Annotated in this window: 19 protein-coding genes and 1 pseudogene; 13 read left to right on the top strand and 7 right to left on the bottom strand. The window is 60.9% G+C overall.

The window, feature by feature from the left end; all coding sequences use genetic code 11:
* Positions 1–106 precede the first annotated feature (106 nt).
* Positions 107–1,120, top strand: a complete 1,014-nt coding sequence (hemB, locus tag ACLH0J_RS08155; RefSeq protein WP_411391574.1) for a porphobilinogen synthase — start codon at positions 107–109, stop codon at positions 1,118–1,120.
* 18 nt (positions 1,121–1,138) lie between these two features.
* Entirely contained in the window at positions 1,139–3,364 is a 2,226-nt protein-coding gene (gene ppk1 / locus ACLH0J_RS08150) for a polyphosphate kinase 1 (protein ID WP_411391573.1), read from the top strand.
* Positions 3,365–3,420: 56 nt separating this feature from the next.
* Here ppk1 and ppx read toward each other — a convergent pair whose 3' ends face one another.
* A complete protein-coding gene (gene ppx / locus ACLH0J_RS08145) occupies positions 3,421–4,923 on the bottom strand; it encodes an exopolyphosphatase (protein WP_411391572.1) in 1,503 nt (500 codons plus the stop codon).
* Between the two features lie 447 nt (positions 4,924–5,370).
* Between ppx and ACLH0J_RS08140 the strand changes: the two are divergent.
* The 4 genes and pseudogenes from ACLH0J_RS08140 to ACLH0J_RS08125 all read left to right on the top strand — a co-directional run bounded on the left by ACLH0J_RS08140 (position 5,371) and on the right by ACLH0J_RS08125 (position 9,880).
* Positions 5,371–6,026: pseudogene (locus ACLH0J_RS08140) on the top strand (DUF1120 domain-containing protein).
* A gap of 105 nt (positions 6,027–6,131) precedes the next feature.
* Positions 6,132–6,848, top strand: coding sequence for a fimbria/pilus chaperone family protein (locus ACLH0J_RS08135; protein ID WP_411391571.1), 717 nt, complete (start codon positions 6,132–6,134; stop codon positions 6,846–6,848).
* 7 nt (positions 6,849–6,855) lie between these two features.
* Complete coding sequence (locus ACLH0J_RS08130; protein WP_411391570.1) at positions 6,856–9,357, top strand: fimbria/pilus outer membrane usher protein; 2,502 nt, start codon at positions 6,856–6,858, stop codon at positions 9,355–9,357.
* Positions 9,347–9,880 (top strand): hypothetical protein, encoded by a 534-nt coding sequence (locus ACLH0J_RS08125; protein ID WP_411391569.1) that lies wholly within the window; start codon positions 9,347–9,349, stop codon positions 9,878–9,880. The genes ACLH0J_RS08130 and ACLH0J_RS08125 overlap by 11 nt, the downstream gene beginning before the upstream one ends.
* Here the strand turns inward: ACLH0J_RS08125 and ACLH0J_RS08120 are convergent.
* Genes ACLH0J_RS08120 through ACLH0J_RS08105 form a run of 4 tightly spaced genes read right to left on the bottom strand, consistent with a single transcriptional unit; the run spans position 9,852 to position 12,691 of the window.
* A complete protein-coding gene (locus ACLH0J_RS08120; protein ID WP_411391568.1) occupies positions 9,852–10,589 on the bottom strand; it encodes an amino acid ABC transporter ATP-binding protein in 738 nt (245 codons plus the stop codon). The genes ACLH0J_RS08125 and ACLH0J_RS08120 overlap by 29 nt on opposite strands.
* On the bottom strand, positions 10,576–11,226 hold the full coding sequence (locus tag ACLH0J_RS08115; RefSeq protein WP_411391567.1) for an amino acid ABC transporter permease: 651 nt from the start codon (positions 11,224–11,226) through the stop codon (positions 10,576–10,578). Before ACLH0J_RS08115 ends, ACLH0J_RS08120 begins: the two co-directional genes overlap by 14 nt.
* On the bottom strand, positions 11,223–11,891 hold the full coding sequence (locus ACLH0J_RS08110; protein WP_411391566.1) for an amino acid ABC transporter permease: 669 nt from the start codon (positions 11,889–11,891) through the stop codon (positions 11,223–11,225). The genes ACLH0J_RS08115 and ACLH0J_RS08110 overlap by 4 nt, the downstream gene beginning before the upstream one ends.
* 14 nt (positions 11,892–11,905) lie before the next feature.
* On the bottom strand, positions 11,906–12,691 hold the full coding sequence (locus ACLH0J_RS08105; RefSeq protein ID WP_078834057.1) for a transporter substrate-binding domain-containing protein: 786 nt from the start codon (positions 12,689–12,691) through the stop codon (positions 11,906–11,908).
* A 255-nt stretch (positions 12,692–12,946) separates the two neighbouring features.
* On the opposite strand from ACLH0J_RS08105, the gene ACLH0J_RS08100 reads away from it, so the two are divergent.
* From ACLH0J_RS08100 to ACLH0J_RS08080, 5 genes are all read left to right on the top strand, one after another.
* Positions 12,947–13,642, top strand: coding sequence for a FadR/GntR family transcriptional regulator (locus tag ACLH0J_RS08100; protein WP_411391565.1), 696 nt, complete (start codon positions 12,947–12,949; stop codon positions 13,640–13,642).
* A gap of 121 nt (positions 13,643–13,763) precedes the next feature.
* The gene (trxA, locus tag ACLH0J_RS08095; RefSeq protein ID WP_411391564.1) at positions 13,764–14,093 is read left to right on the top strand and encodes a thioredoxin TrxA; all 330 of its coding nucleotides are present in this window, start codon (positions 13,764–13,766) and stop codon (positions 14,091–14,093) included.
* A gap of 235 nt (positions 14,094–14,328) precedes the next feature.
* Complete coding sequence (gene rho, locus ACLH0J_RS08090; protein ID WP_003176825.1) at positions 14,329–15,588, top strand: transcription termination factor Rho; 1,260 nt, start codon at positions 14,329–14,331, stop codon at positions 15,586–15,588.
* Between the two features lie 156 nt (positions 15,589–15,744).
* Positions 15,745–17,211, top strand: coding sequence for a 4-hydroxy-3-polyprenylbenzoate decarboxylase (gene ubiD, locus ACLH0J_RS08085; protein WP_024078017.1), 1,467 nt, complete (start codon positions 15,745–15,747; stop codon positions 17,209–17,211).
* Entirely contained in the window at positions 17,211–18,179 is a 969-nt protein-coding gene (locus ACLH0J_RS08080; protein ID WP_411391563.1) for a CDP-6-deoxy-delta-3,4-glucoseen reductase, read from the top strand. The genes ubiD and ACLH0J_RS08080 overlap by 1 nt, the downstream gene beginning before the upstream one ends.
* Here ACLH0J_RS08080 and ACLH0J_RS08075 read toward each other — a convergent pair.
* Complete coding sequence (locus tag ACLH0J_RS08075) at positions 18,176–18,658, bottom strand: sn-glycerol-3-phosphate transporter (protein WP_411391562.1); 483 nt, start codon at positions 18,656–18,658, stop codon at positions 18,176–18,178. The two genes, ACLH0J_RS08080 and ACLH0J_RS08075, sit on opposite strands and share 4 nt — an antisense overlap.
* A gap of 243 nt (positions 18,659–18,901) precedes the next feature.
* On the opposite strand from ACLH0J_RS08075, the gene ACLH0J_RS08070 reads away from it, so the two are divergent.
* Positions 18,902–19,552 carry a gamma-glutamylcyclotransferase gene (locus ACLH0J_RS08070; protein WP_411391561.1) on the top strand — a complete coding sequence of 217 codons (651 nt, stop codon included), beginning with the start codon at positions 18,902–18,904 and terminating at the stop codon, positions 19,550–19,552.
* Positions 19,553–19,557: 5 nt separating this feature from the next.
* Here the strand turns inward: ACLH0J_RS08070 and ACLH0J_RS08065 are convergent, their stop codons facing one another.
* On the bottom strand, positions 19,558–20,535 hold the full coding sequence (locus ACLH0J_RS08065; RefSeq protein WP_411391560.1) for an NADPH:quinone oxidoreductase family protein: 978 nt from the start codon (positions 20,533–20,535) through the stop codon (positions 19,558–19,560).
* 150 nt (positions 20,536–20,685) lie between these two features.
* Here ACLH0J_RS08065 and ACLH0J_RS08060 point away from each other — a divergent pair, with 150 nt between their 5' ends.
* A complete protein-coding gene (locus ACLH0J_RS08060; RefSeq protein WP_411391559.1) occupies positions 20,686–21,102 on the top strand; it encodes a flagellar basal body-associated FliL family protein in 417 nt (138 codons plus the stop codon).
* The last annotated feature ends 97 nt before the right edge of the window (positions 21,103–21,199 follow it).

Raw genomic sequence — 21,199 nt, 5'->3', positions numbered from 1 at the left:
GAATGCGACTACAGGTCGCATGCTTAAGCACAACTGTCATACCTTCGTCATAATGGCCGCTTATAACTGCAACGCTCGCCCGTAAACCCGGGCTCAGGAGTCTGTCGTGAGTTTTACCCCTGCCAATCGCCTGTTCCCTGCCACTCGCCTGCGTCGCAATCGCCGTGATGATTTTTCTCGTCGCTTGGTGCGTGAAAACGTGCTGACGGTGAACGACCTGATCCTGCCGGTGTTTGTACTGGAGGGTGAAAATCGTCGGGAAGCGGTGGCGTCGATGCCCGGTGTAGAGCGTTTGAGCATAGACCTGCTGCTTGAAGAGGCGGCGAACTGGGTCGAACTGGGGATTCCGGCGTTGGCGCTGTTTCCGGTCACGCCGTCCGAACTCAAGTCCCTTGACGCTGCGCAAGCCTGGAACCCGGAAGGGATCGCCCAGCGCGCCACCCGGGCCCTGCGCGAGCGTTTCCCGGAGCTTGGGGTGATCACCGACGTGGCGTTGGACCCGTTCACCACCCACGGGCAGGATGGCATTCTCGACGAAGACGGCTATGTTCAGAACGACATAACCGTCGACGCGCTGGTCAAGCAGGCCTTGTCCCACGCGGCAGCCGGTGCCCAGGTGGTCGCGCCGTCTGACATGATGGACGGGCGTATCCAGGCGATTCGCGAAGCCCTGGAGCTGGCCGGTCATGTCAACGTGCGGATCATGGCCTACTCGGCCAAATACGCCAGTGCCTATTACGGCCCGTTCCGCGATGCGGTGGGCTCGGCCCTGAACCTGGGCAAGGCCAACAAGGCTTCGTACCAGATGGACCCGGCCAACAGCCACGAGGCCCTGCACGAAGTAGCGGCCGATCTGGCCGAAGGCGCCGATATGGTGATGGTCAAGCCGGGGATGCCTTACCTGGACATCCTTTACCGCGTCAAAGAGGAATTCAAAGTGCCGACCTTTGTGTATCAGGTCAGTGGCGAGTACGCCATGCACATGGCTGCAATACAGAATGGCTGGTTGAGTGAAGGGGTGATCCTTGAATCCCTGACGGCCTTTAAACGTGCCGGGGCTGATGGCATCCTGACCTATTTCGCCGCCCGCGCCGCCCAATTGCTTAGAGAGCAACAATAGCCCTCACAGGAACAGTCGATGAATACCGAAGGACTCTCTGAAGTTGCCGTAAAAGACGCTCACCCGGTGGTTGAAGCCGTCGCTGAGACCCCGCCGGAGCTGGAGCCGGTGCCGCCGGTGGTGGTCGCCGAAGCGCCCGCCCCGGCGCCGGCGCCCGCCGTGGTGACCAACCTGGATGACAGCAGCCTGTACATCCACCGCGAACTGTCGCAGCTGCAATTCAATATCCGCGTGCTGGAACAGGCGCTGGATGAGTCTTACCCATTGCTGGAGCGGCTGAAGTTCCTGCTGATCTTCTCCAGCAACCTGGACGAGTTCTTCGAAATCCGCGTCGCCGGCCTCAAGAAGCAGATCACCTTCGCCCGTGAGCAAGCCGGCGCCGACGGCCTGCAGCCGCACCAGGCCCTGGCGCGCATCAGCGAACTGGTGCACGGCCACGTGGACCGCCAGTACGCGATCCTCAATGACATCCTGCTGCCGGAACTGGAAAAACATCAGGTCCGCTTCATCCGTCGCCGTCACTGGACCACCAAGATCAAGACCTGGGTGCGTCGCTACTTCCGCGATGAAATCGCACCGATCATCACCCCTATCGGCCTCGACCCGACGCACCCGTTCCCGTTGCTGGTGAACAAGAGCCTGAACTTCATCGTCGAGCTGGAAGGTATCGACGCCTTTGGTCGCGATTCGGGTCTGGCGATCATCCCGGCACCGCGTCTGTTGCCACGGATCATCAAGGTACCGGAAGAAGTAGGGGGTGCTGGCGACAACTATGTATTCCTGTCGTCGATGATTCACGCCCACGCCGATGACCTGTTCCAAGGCATGAAGGTCAAGGGCTGCTACCAGTTCCGCCTGACCCGTAACGCCGACCTGGCGCTGGACTCCGAAGACGTCGAAGACTTGGCCCGCGCCCTGCGCGGCGAGCTGTTCTCGCGGCGCTATGGCGATGCGGTACGCCTGGAAGTGGCTGATACCTGCCCGAAACACCTGTCGGACTACCTGCTCAAGCAGTTCAACCTCGGCGAGAGCGAGCTGTACCAGGTCAACGGCCCGGTGAACCTGACGCGCCTGTTCAGCATCACCAGCCTGGACAGCCATCCGGAATTGCAATACACGCCGTTCACGCCGCAGATCCCGAAACTGCTGCAAAACAGCGAGAACATTTTCAGCGTGATCAGCAAGCAGGACATCCTGTTGCTGCACCCGTTCGAGTCCTTCACCCCGGTGGTCGACCTGCTGCGCCAGGCCGCCAAGGACCCGCATGTGCTCGCCGTGCGTCAGACCCTGTACCGCAGCGGCGCCAACTCGGAAATCGTCGACGCCCTGGTGGACGCTGCGCGTAACGGCAAGGAAGTCACCGCGGTGATCGAACTGCGTGCGCGCTTCGATGAAGAGTCCAACCTGCAACTGGCCAGCCGCCTGCAAGCCGCCGGTGCGGTGGTGATCTACGGCGTGGTCGGCTTCAAGACCCACGCCAAGATGATGCTGATCCTACGCCGCGAAGCCGGCGAAATCGTGCGCTATGCCCACTTGGGCACCGGCAACTATCACGCCGGTAACGCCAAGCTCTACACCGACTACAGCCTGCTGACGTCCGACGACGCCTTGTGTGAAGACGTCGGCAAGTTGTTCAGCCAACTGATCGGCATGGGCAAGACCCTGCGCATGAAGAAGCTGCTGCACGCGCCGTTCACCCTCAAGAAGGGCATGCTCGACATGATTGCCCGCGAGACCCAGTTCGCCCTCGACGGCAAACCGGCGCACATCATTGCCAAGTTCAACTCGCTGACCGATCCGAAGATCATCCGCGCGCTGTACAAGGCCAGCCAGTCAGGCGTGCGTATCGACCTGGTGGTGCGCGGCATGTGCTGCCTGCGTCCGGGCATCGCCGGCGTGTCGCATAACATCCATGTGCGTTCGATCATCGGCCGCTTCCTGGAGCACACGCGGGTGTTCTACTTCCTCAACGGCGGCGAAGAGCAGATGTTCCTCTCCAGTGCCGACTGGATGGAGCGCAACCTCGACAAGCGTGTCGAGACCTGCTTCCCGGTGGAAGGCAAGAAGCTGATCATGCGGGTCAAGAAGGAACTGGAAAGCTACCTCACCGACAATACCCACAGCTGGAGCCTGCAGTCGGACGGCCGCTATGTGCGTAACACCCCGACCGGCAACCAGAACCCGCGCAGTGCGCAGGCGACGTTGCTGGAAAGGCTGGGTAGTCCGATTCTGGCGGTGAATTGACGCGGACCTAATGTGGGAGGGAGCAAGCCCCCTCCCACTTGTGTTTTAGGCGTTGTTTAGCGCAGGTTCAGGGTGAACCCCACCCGCGTCAGCCACTCCGCTTCCTGGGCGAAGTCCGCCTGGGTCAGTTGGTTCTCGTCCAGCCAGCCTTCCGGGAACACCACGTCCAAGCTGTCGCCGCTGGCGCGCAGGGTCACCTGGGGCATTTCCTGGGTGCCACGGATGTGGTGGAACAGGATCGCAAAGCGCAGCAGCACGCACAGGCGGATCAGCTTGATGCCTTCATCGCCGAACTCGGCGAATTTGTCCTTTGGAATATTCCGACGATGGCCGCGTACCAGCAGCGCGAGCATCTGCTGGTCTTCCCGGGAGAAACCGGCCAGGTCCGAGTGCTCGATCAGGTAGGCACCGTGCTTGTGGTAGTGGTAGTGGGCGATATCCAGGCCCACTTCATGCACCTTGGCCGCCCAGCCCAGCAGTTCGCGCCATACACCGTCTTCCAGATCCCAGTCCGCGGCCACCTGGTCGAAGGCATGCAGGGCTTTGCGTTCCACGCGGGCCGCTTGTTCCAGATCGGCGTGATAGCGCTCCATCAACGAGCTGAGGGTGCGCTCACGCACGTCCTCGTGATGATGGCGACCGAGCAGGTCGTAGAGCACGCCTTCGCGCAGGGCGCCGTCACAGTGGTCCATGCGTTGCAGTTCGAGGGCGTCGAAGATGGCTTCGAGGATCGCCAGGCCGGCCGGGAAGATCGTGCGCCGGTCGGGCTTGATGCCGTCGAAGTCGATCTTCTCGGCATCTCCCAGCTTGAACAGCTTGCGCTTGAGCCACGCCAGGCCTTCGGCGTTGACTTCACCGGTGCCATGGCCGCCGGCCTTGAGGGCCAGGCCAATGGCGCGGATGGTGCCGGAGGAGCCGATGGCTTCATCCCAGGTCAGGCGGTGCAAGGCGTGCTCGATGCTCATGATCTCCAGGCGCGCCGCCGTGTAGGCCTGGGCATAGCGCGCCGGGGTGATCTTGCCGTCCTTGAAATAGCGTTGGGTGTAGCTGACGCAGCCCATCTGCAGGCTTTCGCGCAGCAGCGGCTCAAAGCGCTGGCCGATGATGAACTCGGTACTGCCGCCGCCGATGTCCGCCACCAGGCGCTTGCCAGGGGTGTCGGCCAGGGTGTGGGACACACCGAGGTAGATCAGGCGTGCTTCTTCACGGCCGGAGATGACTTCTACCGGGTGCCCGAGGATTTCCTCGGCGCGGCGGATGAACTCACCGCGGTTGCGGGCCTCGCGCAGGGCGTTGGTACCGACGATTCGCACGGCACCAGTGGGCATGCCGTTGATCAGTTGGGCGAAACGCTTGAGGCAATCGAGCCCGCGTTGCATGGATTCTTCATTGAGCTGGCGCTCGTCGTCGATCCCGGCAGCCAGTTGCACTTTTTCGCCGAGCCGTTCAAGGATGCGGATTTCGCCGTTCTGGGCCTTGGCCACGACCATATGAAAGCTGTTGGAGCCCAGGTCGATGGCGGCGATCAGGGACAGATTCTTGGCTTGGGATTGCGGCATGGTTAGGGGGTCTCGGTCGATAACCTCGCCATCGTGCCACGATCGACCGCTGCCGCCAACGCGTAGCGCCTCAGGAATTTCTCTTCGGCCGCTTGTAGGTGATTTTTGTAGGAAATGTAGGTTGTCTTTCCAGGCTCCTGTTGGCTTGAGCATATGACATGTAGGAAGTATTAACTTTGATCTGTTGTAAGGCCGCTAACGAATCGACCTACAACCTGGTCGGATGTATTTTATTCATGATTATGTTTAGGCCTACTGTTGAGTCACGTTCAGGCGACAGTTTATTTATATCGCTCTCACATTAATTGGCGTGTTGTCTTATTCTTTAGCTCAGTACCAAGGCGACAGACTGTCACTCGGCAATTTTGCCGTGGTGTTATTTATTTATGACTTGCCGTTTCAAGTTAAAGATAAATACGCCTGATAACTTTCACTGACAGGTCGAATATGAAAAAAATTGTTGGATTGACTCTTGGTATCGCTTGCCTGGCTGCAGGCCTCAACGCTCAGGCGTCCACCAGTGCCGAGCTGATCGTCAGGGGACGATCAAGCCAGCCGCCTGTAACCTCAGCATGACCGGTGGCGGCATTATCAATTACGGCGATATCCCCTCGGGTCAACTGCTGCCGACGGCGTTCAACCCGCTTGCGGAAAGAACCACGCCGTTGACCGTCAACTGCGGCAACACGCCTGCCAAGTTCGGCCTGAAGTTCGTCGACCTTCAGGCGGGGAGCAAGGTGCCGGGCATCCTCAATGTGCTCGGGACAGGCTACACCGAGGCGTATAACTATGGCCTGGGCACTGCGTCGGGCCGCAAGACCGGTGGCTTTGCGGTCACCCTCAAGGACCTCAGGACGTCGACCACATCGCTGTATCCCATCATGCGTTCCGGTACGGGCGCCTGGCAGAGCAGTGACGGCAGGGTTTCCCAATCGCCCACTCAATACTCATGGCGCAGCAGCACCACGATCACTCCCGCCGCAGTCTCTCAACTGACCGGGACTATCGCGGTACGGGCGGTTATCAACAAGGGCCAGGATCTGGACCTGAGTCGTGACATTACGCTCGATGGTCGCGCGACACTTGAGTTGAGCTACATCTAAGCGACTGAAATACAGCCGACCAAGATACTCCGTGTTTCTTGTCGGCTGTTTTTATGTGGGCGTCTGGTTATCAATCGTCAACTTCAAAGTCGTGGGGAGCGCTGAGTGCTTAGTCTTTCAGTAATAAATAATCTGCGGTTGTTGTGTGCAAGTGTGTGCATCGGGTTTGCCGGTATTACCGTGGCGGACGGTATGTTGCCGGAAACTACGGTGGTTGTGCTTTATGAGGAGCAGGGTGAAGCCACGATAAACATCAAGAATACCGACGCGGCGCCGGCCCTGTTGCATTCGGTCGTGGAGAACGTGCCCGAAGACCTGGAGCCGTTATTGATTGTGACGCCGCCCATCACGCGCGTGGAGGCCGGTGAAACCCAACTGGTGCGCTTCATCAGCACCTTGCAGGAGCCCCTCAAGACCCAGCGCTTGAAGCGCGTGACGTTCGAGGGCATCCCTCAGGCGCGCACCGGTGGCGGTGCGACCATTGGTATCACCCTGCGACAGAATTTGCCGTTGATCCTGCACCCGCGAGGCCTGCCCGTGCATCAGGCCCCTTGGGAGCTGCTGAAGTGGCGGCGTGCGGGGGAACGTCTCACGGTTCACAACGACAGCGCCTATGTGGTGCGCCTGGCGCCGGAGGTGCAGTTGTTTCCACAAGGCGTACTGGCAACGTTGCCGCGAACCTACGTGTTGCCGGGTGAAGCGCTGACGCTCAAGGTTGAAGGTTCGTTGGAGGGGGTGACAGACGTCGAAATCCAGCCAGCGACGATCTACGGGTTTTCGGCAGACAGTTACCGAACCCCGATCAATGCCAATGGGGGTTGACCGGGCCATGACCAACCTGTCGAGTAACAGGCTTGCCGCGACTTGCTGGCCTCGCCGACCCACATTGCTCATGGGGGTTGCGACCCTATGGAGCTTGCCGGGCCTTGTCCCTGCGCTGGAGTTGGGCGAGGGTTTCGATCTGGCGGCACTCACCACCCACGGCATCGACCCGAAAGTATCCGACTACTTCCGCAGTGCGGCGCGGTTTCGCGAAGGTGTCCATGTGGTAGGACTGCGAGTCAATGGAGCGCCCCTCGGTTTGGTGGATGCGCGGTTCGACGCGCAAGGGCAATTGTGTTTTACGCCGGGGTTGCTGGAAAAAGCCGGCTTGGTAAAGCCCGATGGGGTCGTTCGCGACGGTGCTACGGCAGATCAGGCCTGCCATGACTTTCTCGGCGCTTTCCCTACAACGATGGTGCGGCTGCGGCCTGGCAGCGACGAAGTGGCGCTGGTGGTGCCGACCGGATCACTGCGTGAGCCGCAATGGGATGCCGGGGAGTTTGCCAGGGGCGGTACGGCTGCGCTGTTCAACTATGACGTGCAGGGTTTCGACAGCCATTCGCGCAGCGGGCCCAGCCGCTTCGTTTCGGCCTATACCGAGGCTGGCTTCAACCTGGGTGATTGGGTCGTGCGTAGTCGTCAATTCTATGTGTCCGACAACGGTACAACCCGTAACGAGCATCTGTATGCCTACGCCCAGCGGGATATCGCCGCGTTGCAATCGACTTTTCAGGTGGGGCAGCTCTCCAGCAACAACCCGCTGTTTGGCGGCATCCAGCTGTCCGGCGTGCAGTTTTCCCCCGATGGTCAATCGCGGGCGCCGGCGGGCAGCAACAACGCGGTGGTGGAAGGAATGGCCCAGAGCCAGTCGCGGATTGAAGTGCGCCAGTCCGGCGTGTTGATTCACAGCACGCTGGTGCCTGAAGGTCCCTTCCGGCTGACGGGCCTGCCCTTGCTCAACGGCACCAGTGACCTGGACGTCAGCATCATCGATGTGCGCGGCGCCAAACGCAGTTTCGTGGTGCCGGCGGCCTCTTTCGCGGGGGCTGTGCCGGTAGCCCCCGGTTATTACTTCGCCCTTGGCAAGGTGCGTGAAAATGCCCAGGAGGAGGCTCGGTCGCCGGTAGTTGCCATGGGTAGCGGCACGTGGGGCCTGGGGCGCGACACCTCGGCGGGCCTGGGCCTGTTGAGCACCGATGAATACTGGTCGGCGGGGGGTACCCTCAGCCATGTGTTTTTCCAGCGGGTTTCCGTGGGGGCGCGTCATAACCTGTCTCGGGACAGCCGTAATGCCGTATCCGGATCACGCAGCAGCGTGTCCGTGAGCAGCCCCGTGTTCGCCAATATCGATGCCCATCTCAGCGCAACCGCGCAGACCCGTGGCTACCGGGAAGTGCTTGAAGCGGGCCGCTCGCCCAAGGCCGACGAGCTGGATTCGCGCTTCAAGAACCAATACACGGCGGGACTGAGCTGGGTCGATGACACCTTGGGTGCATTCTCCCTGGGCTATACCCGCAGTGCCCAGGTGAATGGGCAAGCCGCCGAGCATGTGTTTGCCTCCTGGAACAAGTCGTTGCGCTATGCCGATATCGCGCTGGTCGCCGACTCCCAGGTGGGCGGCACTTCGCCGCGCCGCAACGCCAAGGATGCGAGTGGCCGGCGCGATACGGCCCTGGACAATGACCTGTCCGTGCGGCTGCAGGTCAGCGTGCCCTTGGGCGGGGATCGTCGCGTGAACAGCTATATCAGCCATCGTGGCGATCAGTCCCGAGCGGGTACCGCACTCAGCGAGCGGGTCAATGAGTATGTGAATTATGAGGTGGGCGTCGAGCGCGACCTCAGTGCGCGCGAGCAATCGGTGCGAGGCCAGTTGGACCTGATGCCCCGTTATACCCGCGTGGGCCTGGGGGTCAGTCGCGATCCGTCGGGTACCCGCTATTCAGGGCAGTTGCAAGGCGGCGTGGTGGCTCACGGCGGCGGAGTGACCTTTTCACCTTATGCCGTGCAGGACACATTCGGCATCGTCTCGGTGGGTGACATTGGCTCTGCCAAGATCGAGACGCCACAAGGTCCGGTCTGGACCGACTTCAGCGGGCAGGCCGTTCTCCCAGGCTTGCCTGCCTACAGCGACAGTCGTATCGAGGTACAAACCCAGTCCTTGCCAAAACGCGTGGACTTGAAGAACGGCACTCAGGTGCTCGCCGCAGGGCGAGGGTCTTTCAATAGCGTGGCATTCGATGTGGTGAAGGTGCGTCGCGTCTTGATCACTGCCAGCGATGGACAAGGTCGACCGCTGCCTCAGGGGGCTGCGGTGTTCGACAAGAACAATCGTTTCCTCACCAGCGTGGTGGGCGAGGGCATGATTTTCCTGAACGACGCCAATGACGCGCAAAACCTGCGGGTGTCACTGTCGGATTCGTCCTCGTGCCTGCTGAACCTTGCCCCCGAGACCCAGGCAGACAATGACAAGTTCTATGAGACGACCTCGGCGGTGTGCCATGGTCGCTAAGTTCAACGGCATAGCCCTGGTACTGCTGTGCACGATGCTGATGGCCCAGGGCGCGCGGGCGGAAAACTGCCGGTTGTCCATCAGCCAGTCTCGTATCGATTACGGCGTCATTCACAGAGAGGCTCTTGTCGAGAGACCCTCGGTTGCGCTGGGGACGCGTACGCTGCATCTGAATGTACTTTGCACGGAACCTTCGGCAATGGCATTGCGGTTCACCGGCGCCGCAGAGGGGCAGGGCTTTCGCTTTGGCCGTCAGGGACGCCTGCGGCTGACGCTCAGGCATGCCCAGGTGGATGGGCGTGCCGTCGATTGGAGGCTGGCCCACCTTACCGGCGAGACCGCCAGCGGGCAGTTGTTGCCGGGGCAGGTTCTGGTGGCCGGCTCGCCAGGAAAACGGCTGACGGCCCAGGTCGATATCGACACCGACCTGCCCCCGGACGCCTTGCAGGTGCGCAGTGAAACGATCCTGGAGGGGGTGGGCCGTTTCGAGCTGGTCAGTCCGCCTGTTCCGTTGAGCCGATGAAGTTGGCGAGCTCGGGGGTGCGTGGGTTGGCGAACAGCACCTTGGGGTCGCCCACTTCGTGCACCTTGCCCTGGTGCATGAACACCAGCTTGTCGCCGACTTCCCGGGCAAAGCGCATTTCATGGGTGACCATGATCAAGGTCATGCCGTCCTTGGCCAACTGGCGCACCACGCTGAGCACTTCGTTGACCAGTTCCGGATCCAGGGCCGAGGTGATTTCATCGCACAGCAGCACCTTGGGCGACATCGCCAGGGCACGGGCAATGGCGACCCGCTGTTGCTGGCCGCCGGACAAACGATCGGGAAACGCGTCGAACTTTTCTCCCAGGCCAACGCGTTCCAGCATCTGTTTGGCCAGCTTCGCCGCCTGGGCCTTGGGCACCTTTTGCACCACTTGCGGTGCGAGCATGACGTTTTCGCCCACCGTCAGGTGCGGGAACAGGTTGAACTGCTGGAACACCATGCCGACTTTCTGCCGCAGGCTGCGCAGGTCGGCGCGGGCGGCATCGAGGTATTCGCCGTCGACCTCGATCACGCCGTCGTTGATCGATTCCAGGCCATTGAGGGTACGCAGCAAGGTGGACTTGCCCGAGCCGCTGCGGCCGATGATCGCCACCACCTGGCCTTCTTCGACCGTCAGGTCGATGCCCTTGAGGACGTGGTGATCGCCGTAATATTTATGCAGGGCGGAAATTCTAAGCAGAGGCATGCAGTCTCCTTTCCAGGTAGCGCGCACTGAGGGACAAGGGGTAGCAGAGCAGGAAGTAACCAAGGGCCACCAGGCCGTAGACCATGAAGGGCTCGAAGGTGGCGTTGGCGAGCATGCCGCCGGTCTTGGTCAATTCGGTGAAGCCGATGATCGAAGTCACGGCAGTGCCCTTGACCACCTGCACCGAGAAACCCACGGTGGGCGCGACGGCAATCCGCAGGGCTTGGGGCAGGATCACGTAGCGCAGTTGTTCAAGGGGGTTCAGCGCCAGGCTGGCCGACGCCTCCCACTGCCCGTGGGCGATGGAATCGACGCAACCGCGCCAGATTTCGGCGAGGTAGGCGCTGGTGAACAGGGTCAGGGCAATCGCGGCCGCCAGCCAGGGCGAGATATCCACCCCGAGCAGGGCAACGCCGAAAAACACCAGGAACAGCTGCATCAGCAGCGGTGTGCCCTGGAACAGTTCGATGTAGGTACGGGCGACGTTGCGCGGGAAGGCTTTATGGCTGATGCGTATCGTCATCACCAGCAAGCCGATCAGGCCGCCGCCGATAAACGCCACCAGCGACAGCAGCACGGTCCACTGCAGGCCGGTGAGCAGATTGCGCACGATGTCCCAGAAGGAAAAATCACTCATCGGCTGTTCCTCATCACAAACCGGCGGCCGATCCAGTTGAGCAACTGGCGAATCATCAACGCCATGCACAGGTACACCAGGGTGGTCAGGGCATAGGTTTCAAACGCACGGAAATTGCGCGACTGGATAAAGTTGGCGGCAAAGCTCAGCTCCTCGGTGGCGATCTGCGAACACACCGCCGAGCCGAGCATCACGATGATGATCTGGCTGCTCAGGGCCGGCCACACCTTGCCCAGCGCCGGCAGCAGCACCACATGGCGAAACGCTTCGAAGCGCGTCATCGCCAGTGCGGCAGCGGCTTCCAATTGCCCGCGAGGGATGGCCTGGATGCCGGCGCGGATGATCTCGATGGAGTAGGCGCCGAGGTTGATCACCATCGCCAGCACGGCGGCTTGCCACTCGGTGATTTTCAGCCCCAGGGATGGCAGGCCGAAGAAGATAAAGAACAACTGCACCAGGAATGGCGTGTTGCGGATCAACTCGACATACACCCCAAAGAACCACGCGAACGGCTGGATCTTCCACGCCCGCACCACGGCGCCGACAGTGCCCAGGGCAACCCCCAGGATCGCGCCGATAGCGGTCAGTTCAAGGGTGAACAGGGCGCCGCGCAACAGCAGGTCGGTATTGGCCAGCACCGGCACAAAGTCGAATTGATAGGCCATGGGTCAGCTCCGCTTCAGAGGTCGGCAGGCAGTGGTTCTTTCAGCCACTGCATGGCGTTCTTTTCCAGGCTGCCGTCAGCCTTGGCCGCGACGAGGATCTGGTTGACCTTCTCCAGCAGCGCCGGCTCGTTCTTGTTTACGCCCACGTAGACCGGCGAATCCTTGAGCTTCACTTTCAGTGCCGGTACGCGTTTCGGGTTGCGTTCGCTGATGGCCACCATCACCACGTTGCCGCTGGCGATCAGATCGACCTGGCCGGCCAGGTAGGCGGCGATGGTCGAGTTGTTGTCTTCGAAGCGTTTGATCGTGGCTTCCTTGGGGGCTACGGCGGTCAGCTCGATGTCTTCGATCGCGCCACGGGTCACGCTGATGGTCTTGCCCTTAAGGTCGTCCGTGGTGCTGATCGCGGCGTCAGGCGGGCCAAACACGGCCAGGTAAAACGGTGCGTAGGCCTTGGAGAAATCGATGACCTTCTCGCGCTCGGGGTTCTTGCCCAGGCTGGAAATCACCAGATCGACCTTGCCGGTGGTGAGGAACGGAATGCGGTTGGTGCTGTTGACCGGGGTCAGCTCCAGCTTGACCTTGAGCTGGTCCGCCAGCAGCTTGGCGGTGTCGATGTCCAGGCCGCGTGGCTTCATGTCGGGGCCGACCGAACCGAACGGCGGGAAGTCCTGAGGCACGGCGACCTTGAGGGTGCCGCGGGCGACGATATCGTCCAGACCATTGGCCTGGGCGGGTGCCTGGCTCAGCATCAGGCTGGCAAACAGGGCAGTAAGCAGGGCGCTGCAGCGCTTGGTCATGGCAACTCTCCGAGAAGGGCGAAGGATTTTTCTGGATTTGCTCAGTGCACAGCCCATGCCAGCTACGCTCGAATCGTCTGCAAGGCTCGAATTTATTGAGTTGCGGTGGTCTTACTGGTCTGAACAGTTGGTGGGCTTTTCGCACCCTTTTCGAGCGCCGGCAAAATCGCGCGAGCCCCTTTGGGGCGTGGCTTGCCGTCAGCCGAGAATAGCTTTACAACTAGCCGCACTGTTGACTGATACCTTGAGTTTTTTATGACTTCCATCGCCCAAGCCGTACCCGAAGCGGCCCTGCAGGCCATCCGCAAACTGATCAAGCAGCACGGCTTCGGACCGGGCGATGCGTTGCCGTCCCAGCGCGACCTGGCGGTGCAACTGGGGGTGAGTCGGGCGTCGTTGCGCGAGGCGTTGTCGTCCCTGAGTGCCTTGGGCGTCGTCAGCGTGCAGCCGGGCAAGGGTGTGTTTGTGCAGGCGATCGATGAGACACCGGCGTTTGCCTGGCCTTTTGCGGCGCAGGCCACGCCGCTGGATATCTTCCAGTTGCGCTATGCCCTTGAGGGGTTTGCGGCGGGTTTGGCGGCGGTGACGTTGACGCTCGATGAGCTGGACCGCCTGGAAGACAACGTCGAGGCGATGCGCAAGGTGCTCAAGGCCGGTGATTTCGACGCGGCCAACCGGCTGGACTTCGAATTCCACCAACGCATCCTGCTCGCCAGCGGTAACCAGGCGATGGTTAGCATTCTCAGCGCCAGCGCCGAGGTGTTCCTGGAGAGCCAGAAGCTACCGTTCATCCGGCCGGAGCGGGCCATGGAAACCTGGCAGGAGCACCGCAAGATCCTGCGTGCGCTGGCTCGTCGCGCCAGCGCGGCGGCGCAGAAAACCATGCAGGAACATGTGCGTAATGCTGCGTTGCGCACCGGCATTGCCTTCGTGACGCCTGTAACGCCGTGAGTCGGGCCATACCCAAACTCGTGCGCCATGATAGGAAGACTCAATCAGAGGCGGCTTCCTGAACGGGGGAAGGGCAGCTATGATGGGCAACGTTTTTTTTGCTTACAATCCGGAGACATCCATGAGCAACGATCTTATCAAGCACGTCACCGACGCGACATTTGAGGCCGAAGTACTCAAGGCTGCTGGCCCGGTGCTGGTTGACTACTGGGCTGAATGGTGCGGCCCTTGCAAAATGATCGCTCCTGTCCTGGACGACGTTGCAACCACCTACGACGGCAAGCTGACCATTGCCAAGCTGAACATCGACGACAACCAGGAAACCCCGGCCAAGCACGGCGTGCGCGGTATTCCTACGCTGATGTTGTTCAAGGGCGGCGAAGTCGCAGCGACCAAAGTGGGCGCACTGTCGAAGTCCCAACTGACTGCATTCATCGACGCGAACATCTAAGCGTCGTCAAAAAAAGCCCCGCAAATTGCGGGGCTTTTTCGTGAAACAGGGCTAGACGCTCCGAAACTCAGGTGGTACATTCGGCCCCGCACTGGTTTCTCCACTGCCCCCTGCAAGCCGTCGCCGACGCACTCCTTTTCGATTAGTACGCGATCCTGTCGCCTTCTCCGCGGCGCGGCCTCATTAAGCCAAAAGCTTAATTTCCCCCCTCCATAAATGATTACGTCATTCCTATATGAATCTGACTGAACTCAAGCAAAAGCCGATTACCGACCTGCTCCAATTGGCCGAAGAAATGGGCATAGAAAATATGGCCCGTTCGCGCAAGCAGGACGTGATTTTCTCCCTGCTCAAAAAGCACGCGAAAAGCGGCGAGGAAATCTCCGGTGATGGCGTGCTGGAGATTCTCCAGGACGGTTTCGGCTTCCTCCGCTCTGCAGACGCCTCCTATCTCGCCGGCCCGGACGATATCTACGTCTCGCCGAGCCAGATCCGTCGCTTCAACTTGCGCACCGGTGACACCATCGTTGGCAAGATCCGCCCTCCGAAGGAAGGCGAGCGTTATTTCGCCCTGCTCAAGGTCGACACGATCAACTTCGATCGTCCCGAGAACGCGAAAAACAAGATTCTCTTCGAGAACCTGACCCCGCTGTTCCCGACCGTGCGCATGAAGATGGAAGCCGGTAACGGTTCCACCGAAGACTTGACCGGTCGCGTGATCGACCTGTGTGCGCCTATCGGCAAGGGCCAGCGTGGCCTGATCGTCGCACCGCCGAAAGCCGGTAAGACCATCATGCTGCAGAACATTGCAGCGAACATCGCACGTAACAATCCTGAAGTTCACCTGATCGTCCTGTTGATCGATGAGCGTCCGGAAGAAGTGACCGAAATGCAGCGCACCGTGCGCGGCGAAGTGGTTGCCTCCACGTTCGACGAGCCGCCAACCCGCCACGTGCAGGTTGCCGAAATGGTGATCGAGAAGGCCAAGCGCCTGGTCGAACACAAGAAAGACGTGGTGATCCTGCTCGACTCCATCACCCGTCTGGCCCGCGCCTACAACACCGTGATCCCGAGCTCCGGCAAGGTATTGACCGGTGGTGTCGATGCCCACGCCCTGGAGAAACCGAAGCGTTTCTTCGGCGCCGCGCGGAACATCGAAGAAGGCGGCTCGCTGACCATCATCGCCACCGCGCTGGTTGAAACCGGCTCGAAGATGGATGAAGTGATCTACGAAGAGTTCAAGGGTACCGGCAACATGGAACTGCCCCTGGACCGTCGCATCGCGGAAAAACGCGTCTTCCCGGCCATCAACATCAACCGCTCCGGCACCCGCCGCGAAGAGTTGCTGACCGCCGACGACGAACTGCAGCGCATGTGGATTCTGCGCAAGCTGCTGCACCCGATGGACGAAGTCGCCGCCATCGAGTTCCTGATCGACAAGCTGAAAACCACCAAGACCAACGACGAGTTCTTCCTGTCGATGAAACGTAAGTAATACGACGTTTCAGGTCCGAAAGAATGGCGCCCCCGGGGGCGCCATTTTTGTGTGTGCGTTCTTTAGGATATTTCGACAGCCAAATGCACCGCGATAAGCTGCCAGCCGTCCTCAGAGCAGGTAGGATGTACGCCTATTTTACGGGTGGCATGGTTAATGAAATTCAAGGATCTTCGGGATTTCGTGCAGCAACTTGAGCAGCGCGGAGAGTTGAAACGCATCCAGGTGCCGGTTTCGCCGGTGCTGGAAATGACTGAGATTTGCGACCGCACCCTGCGCAACAAGGGCCCGGCGCTGCTGTTCGAGAACCCGACCGGTTTTGATATCCCGGTGCTCGGTAACCTGTTCGGCACCCCCGATCGCGTGGCCTTTGGCATGGGCGCCGAGTCGGTCAGCGAGCTGCGCGAGATCGGCAAGTTGCTGGCGTTCCTCAAGGAGCCCGAGCCACCCAAGGGCTTGAAGGATGCCTGGTCGAAGCTGCCGATCTTCCGCAAGATCATTGCCATGGCGCCCAAGGTGGTCAAGGACGCGGTGTGCCAGGAAGTGGTCATCGAAGGCGATGACGTCGACCTGGGCATGCTCCCGGTGCAGACCTGCTGGCCCGGCGACGTCGGCCCGCTGATCACTTGGGGCCTGACCGTCACCAAGGGACCAAACAAGGATCGCCAGAACCTCGGCATCTACCGTCAGCAAGTGATCGGCCGCAACAAGGTGATCATGCGCTGGCTGAGCCACCGTGGCGGTGCCCTGGACTTCCGCGAGTGGTGCGAGAAGCATCCCGGCAAGCCATTCCCGGTCTCCGTGGCCCTGGGCGCCGACCCGGCCACTATCCTCGGCGCCGTGACTCCGGTGCCTGACAGCCTATCCGAATATGCCTTCGCCGGCCTGCTGCGCGGCAACCGCACCGAACTGGTGAAGTGCCGTGGCAACGACCTGCAAGTACCGGCCACCGCCGAAATCATCCTTGAAGGCGTGATCCATCCCGGCGAAATGGCCGACGAAGGCCCTTACGGCGACCACACCGGCTACTACAACGAAGTCGACAGCTTTCCGGTGTTCACCGTCGAGCGCATCACCCATCGGATCAAGCCGATCTACCACAGCACCTACACTGGCCGTCCGCCGGATGAACCAGCGATTCTCGGCGTAGCACTCAACGAAGTGTTCGTGCCGATCCTGCAAAAGCAATTCCCGGAAATCACCGACTTCTACCTGCCGCCCGAAGGCTGCTCGTACCGCATGGCCATCGTGACCATGAAAAAGTCGTACCCAGGCCATGCCAAGCGGGTCATGCTCGGCGTGTGGTCGTTTTTGCGACAGTTCATGTACACCAAGTTCGTTATTGTCACCGACGATGACATCAACGCCCGCGACTGGAACGACGTGATCTGGGCCATCACCACGCGCATGGACCCCAAGCGCGACACGGTGATGATCGACAACACGCCGATCGACTACCTCGACTTCGCCTCGCCGGTGTCGGGCCTGGGTTCGAAGATGGGCCTGGATGCCACCCACAAATGGCCGGGTGAAACCACCCGCGAGTGGGGCAGGGTGATCGTCAAGGATGAAGCCGTGACGGCACGTGTCGATGCGATCTGGAAAGAATTGGGAATAGATTGATGCGTGTAACCCTGCAACCTTCCGGTGCCGTGCTGGAGCTGGTCCCCGGCGAGCGAATCCTCGAAGGTGCGCGCCGCCTGGGCTACGACTGTCCTCAGGCGTGCCGCAACGGCGTGTGTCATGTGTGTGCGGCTTTGTTGGTGGAAGGGCGGGTGCAGCAAGCCGGCGAAGTGCGCGATCACGGTGAGTTCTACACCTGCATCGCCGAACCGCTGGAAGATTGTGTGGTGTTGTGGGATGGCGTGCTGGCGCCGGGAGAGTTGCCGTTGCGCAAGTTGTCGTGCCAAGTGAGTGAATGTGTGGACGTCGGTGGTGATGTCTGGCGTGTGCGCCTGCTGGCCCCGGCCGGCAAGGCGGTGCGTTACCACGCCGGGCAATACCTGATGATCGAGCGGGAGAATGGTGAGAAGTCGGCGTTTTCCCTGGCCTCGGCGCCCCATTGCGGGCGCCAATTGGAGCTGCATGTGCTGGTCCGCGAGGACAGTGCGCGCACGCTGCTGGAGCAATTGCAGCGCAACCGGATGGCGCGCATCGAGCTGCCGTTTGGTGACACCCACCTGGCCGAGCTGCCGGACGGGCCGTTGGTGCTGATCGCCGCCGGCACTGGCATGGCGCAGATGCACAGCCTGATCGAGCATTGCCGTGCCTCGGGCTTCAAACACCCGGTGCATTTGTATTGGGGCGTGCGTCGTCCTGAAGATTTCTACGAGATCGAAGAGTGGGACCAATGGCTGAAACTGCCTAACCTGTTCCTGCACAAAGTCGTCAGCGACCTGTGCGGTTGGGAAGGGCGTTGCGGATTGCTGCATGAAGCCGTGTGCGAAGACATTGCCGACCTCAAGGGCGTGCACGTCTATGCCAGCGGCTCGCCGGCAATGATCTACGGCACGCTGGATGCGCTGGTCAACGCCGGCATGGATGCGCACCAGATGCGTGCCGACGTGTTTGCCTACGCGCCGCGCGCTTAGAAACGCACGCCGGTCGTCACCATCGCTGCGTTGAACCCCAGCAGCACCAGTTCCGCCGCCACCGGCCCGTAATGGGCGCCTACCGACGGAATGATCACCGGCGCCACGCCGAAACGGTTCAAGGGGATTTTGTCGCGGAACTTGCCGCGATACCCCTGGATCGCCCCGCCTGTCAGTTTCAAATACACCGGATAGTCGCGCATGTCATAGCGTTTGCCCGCATAGGCATAGTAGGAACGCTGGCTGAACGAGTTGCGAAACGTCGCCCCTCCATACACCAGGCCTGACGCCTCATTGCGCTCCAGGCCGATCAAATCCTGATGGTTGTTGTGCTCTGGGTCCGGCGCGAAGTGCCGGGTGTAGACGCTGGTCTGCGCATACCAGAAGCCTTTGTCATCGTCGGCAGGCAGCGCTTCGGCCGCGAGGGCGGTGGTGGCCTGGGCCAGTAACAGCAGGCCAGGCAGTCGAGATTTTTTCATGGGGGACCTCGATTAGTCGGTGTGAGGGCGGCTAGGTGGGTCGTGATGTGGAAGACATTTTGACGGGGCGATGTGCACCCAGGCTGAACCGGGGCTGAAAGTAATGGGATTGCTGGCTTCAATCCTGACGATCGGGTGTACCGTTCAAAGGGCGCTTTTTCGCCGTACGGTTACAGCGGCGCGTTTTATTACGGTAAAGTTGCTTACAACTGGTAACACATAGGGGGCACTCCGCTTTTCGCCATGACCGCCATTGAATCCGATCTTTTGCAATTGGCTTACCCTCCGCAGCTCGATCTGGGGCCGCAACTCACTCACGAACAGTTGATGAGCTCGATGCAGGCCACCATGGCGCGGCATAAGGGTGGGCCGGTCTGGCTATTTGCATATGGTTCGTTGATCTGGCGCCCTGAATGTTCGTCGACCGAGCGAGTACGGGCCCGGGTTCATGGTTATCACCGTGGCTTGTACCTGTGGTCCCATGAGCATCGGGGCACGCCGGAATCGCCTGGGCTGGTCTTTGGCTTGGATCGCGGCGGTTCCTGCAGCGGGTTTGCCTACCGTTTGCCGGAAGATCAACTGGAGGCCTCGCTTTATGCCCTGTGGCAGCGCGAGATGCCTTACCCCTCCTACCGGCCGCACTGGCTCAGCTGCCGTCTGGAAGATGGCAGTCAGGTGCAGGCTTTGGGGTTTGTCCTGGAGCGGCACCTGCCCAGCTACGCGGGCAACTTGCCTGACATCGTGCTTAACCATGTATTGCAAAGTGCGTGCGGGCGTTATGGCACCACGCGCGATTATGTCGAGCAGACCGTCAAGGCCCTGCGTAGCCACGCCATGCCAGATAAAAACCTGGAGGCGCGGCTCAAGCGTTGTGCCAAGGATTGCTCAGCATGATTGAGTTAGCGGGTCTGGACGACGACTTTGCCAACCGCCTTGCGCTGCCCCAGGTCATTGATCGCCCGGGCGGCCTGATCGAGTGGGTACACCTGCGACACTAACGGCTTGAGCTTGCCCTCGGCATACCACGTGAACAGTTGTTGGAAGTTCGCCCCGTTGTCCTGCGGCTGGCGCTGGGCAAACGAGCCCCAGAACACCCCGACCACCGCCGCGCCCTTGAGCAGCGCCAGGTTCACCGGCAGCTCGGGAATCCGTCCGCTGGCAAAACCCACCACCAACAGGCGGCCGTTCCAGGCGATGGCACGGATGGCCTGGTCGAACAGGTCGCCGCCCACCGGGTCGTAGATCACATCGGCGCCGTTGCCGTCGGTCAGGCGCTTGATCTCGTCCTTGAGGCTGGTTTCGCTGTAGTTGATCAACTCATCGGCGCCGGCTGCCTTGGCCACCGCCAGTTTCTCGGCACTGCTGGCGGCGGCGATCACCCGCGCGCCCATGGCTTTGCCGATTTCCACGGCGGCCAGGCCCACCCCCCCGGAAGCGCCGAGCACCAGCAGGGTTTCGCCGGGTTGCAGGTTGGCCCGTTGTTTCAGCGCATGCATGGATGTGCCGTAGGTCATGCTGAACGCGGCGGCGGTGTTGAAGTCCATGCTCGGCGGGATCGGTAGCACGTTATAGCCCGGCACGGCGACCTGTTCGGCAAAGCTGCCCCAACCGGTGAGCGCCATCACCCGGTCGCCGACTTTCAAGTGACTGACCTTTTCCCCCACTTCGCTGACCACCCCCGCCGCTTCGCCGCCCGGCGAGAACGGGAAGGGCGGCTTGAACTGGTATTTGCCCTCGATGATCAGGGTGTCCGGGAAATTCACCCCGGCGGCATGCACGTCCAGCAGGATTTCGTTCTTCTTGATCGCCGGGCCGGCGATTTCTTCCAGCACCAGGGTTTCGGCAGGGCCGAAGGCTTTGCACAGCACAGCTTTCATCGGACTATTCCTTTGGGCGTCGTGGCCGATAAGTGTAGGAGGGTATGCCCGAGGGTCAATGAGCATGCTCGGGCCTGATAAGTCGCCATAAGCTTGTGCTCTGCGTTGCTAGCGTTATGCTACCGGGCAACCGAATGTGAGGAATGAACTGTGAAAGCGTGGATTGTGTTGATGCTGGCCCTGGCCTTGCCGATGGCGGCCCAGGCCCAAGAGGCGAAAGAGGCAAAAGAAGGCGAGGCGCCGAAGGTCAGCTATATCAGCCTGAGCCCGCCGTTCGTGGGCAACTATGGCCTGGATGGCACGGCAAAACTCAAGGTGTACAAGGCCGACATCGCCCTGCGCGTGACCGGCACCGAAGCGGCCGCAGCGGTCAAAGCCAATGACGCGCTGATTCGCAACCAGTTGGTGGCGCTGTTCAACCAGCAGACCAACGAGTCCATGAGCACCGTCGAAGGCAAGGAAAAGCTGCGCCAGGAAGCCCTGAAGCAAACCCAGCAAGTGATGAACGACGAGACGGGCAAGCCGGTGGTGGAAGATTTGTTGTTCAACAACCTGATCGTCCAGTAGGAGCGAGCTTGCTCGCGAAAGTCGTCAACGATGACGCGTCCGTTCTGATTTGACGCGGTGTCCTTGAGTGCTTCGCGAGCACGCTCGCTCCTACCGT

This window comes from Pseudomonas sp. MPB23 (assembly GCF_046605395.1).
In the GTDB taxonomy this organism is placed as follows: Bacteria; Pseudomonadota; Gammaproteobacteria; order Pseudomonadales; family Pseudomonadaceae; genus Aquipseudomonas.
This window is presented reverse-complemented; position numbering and strand designations above follow the sequence as displayed.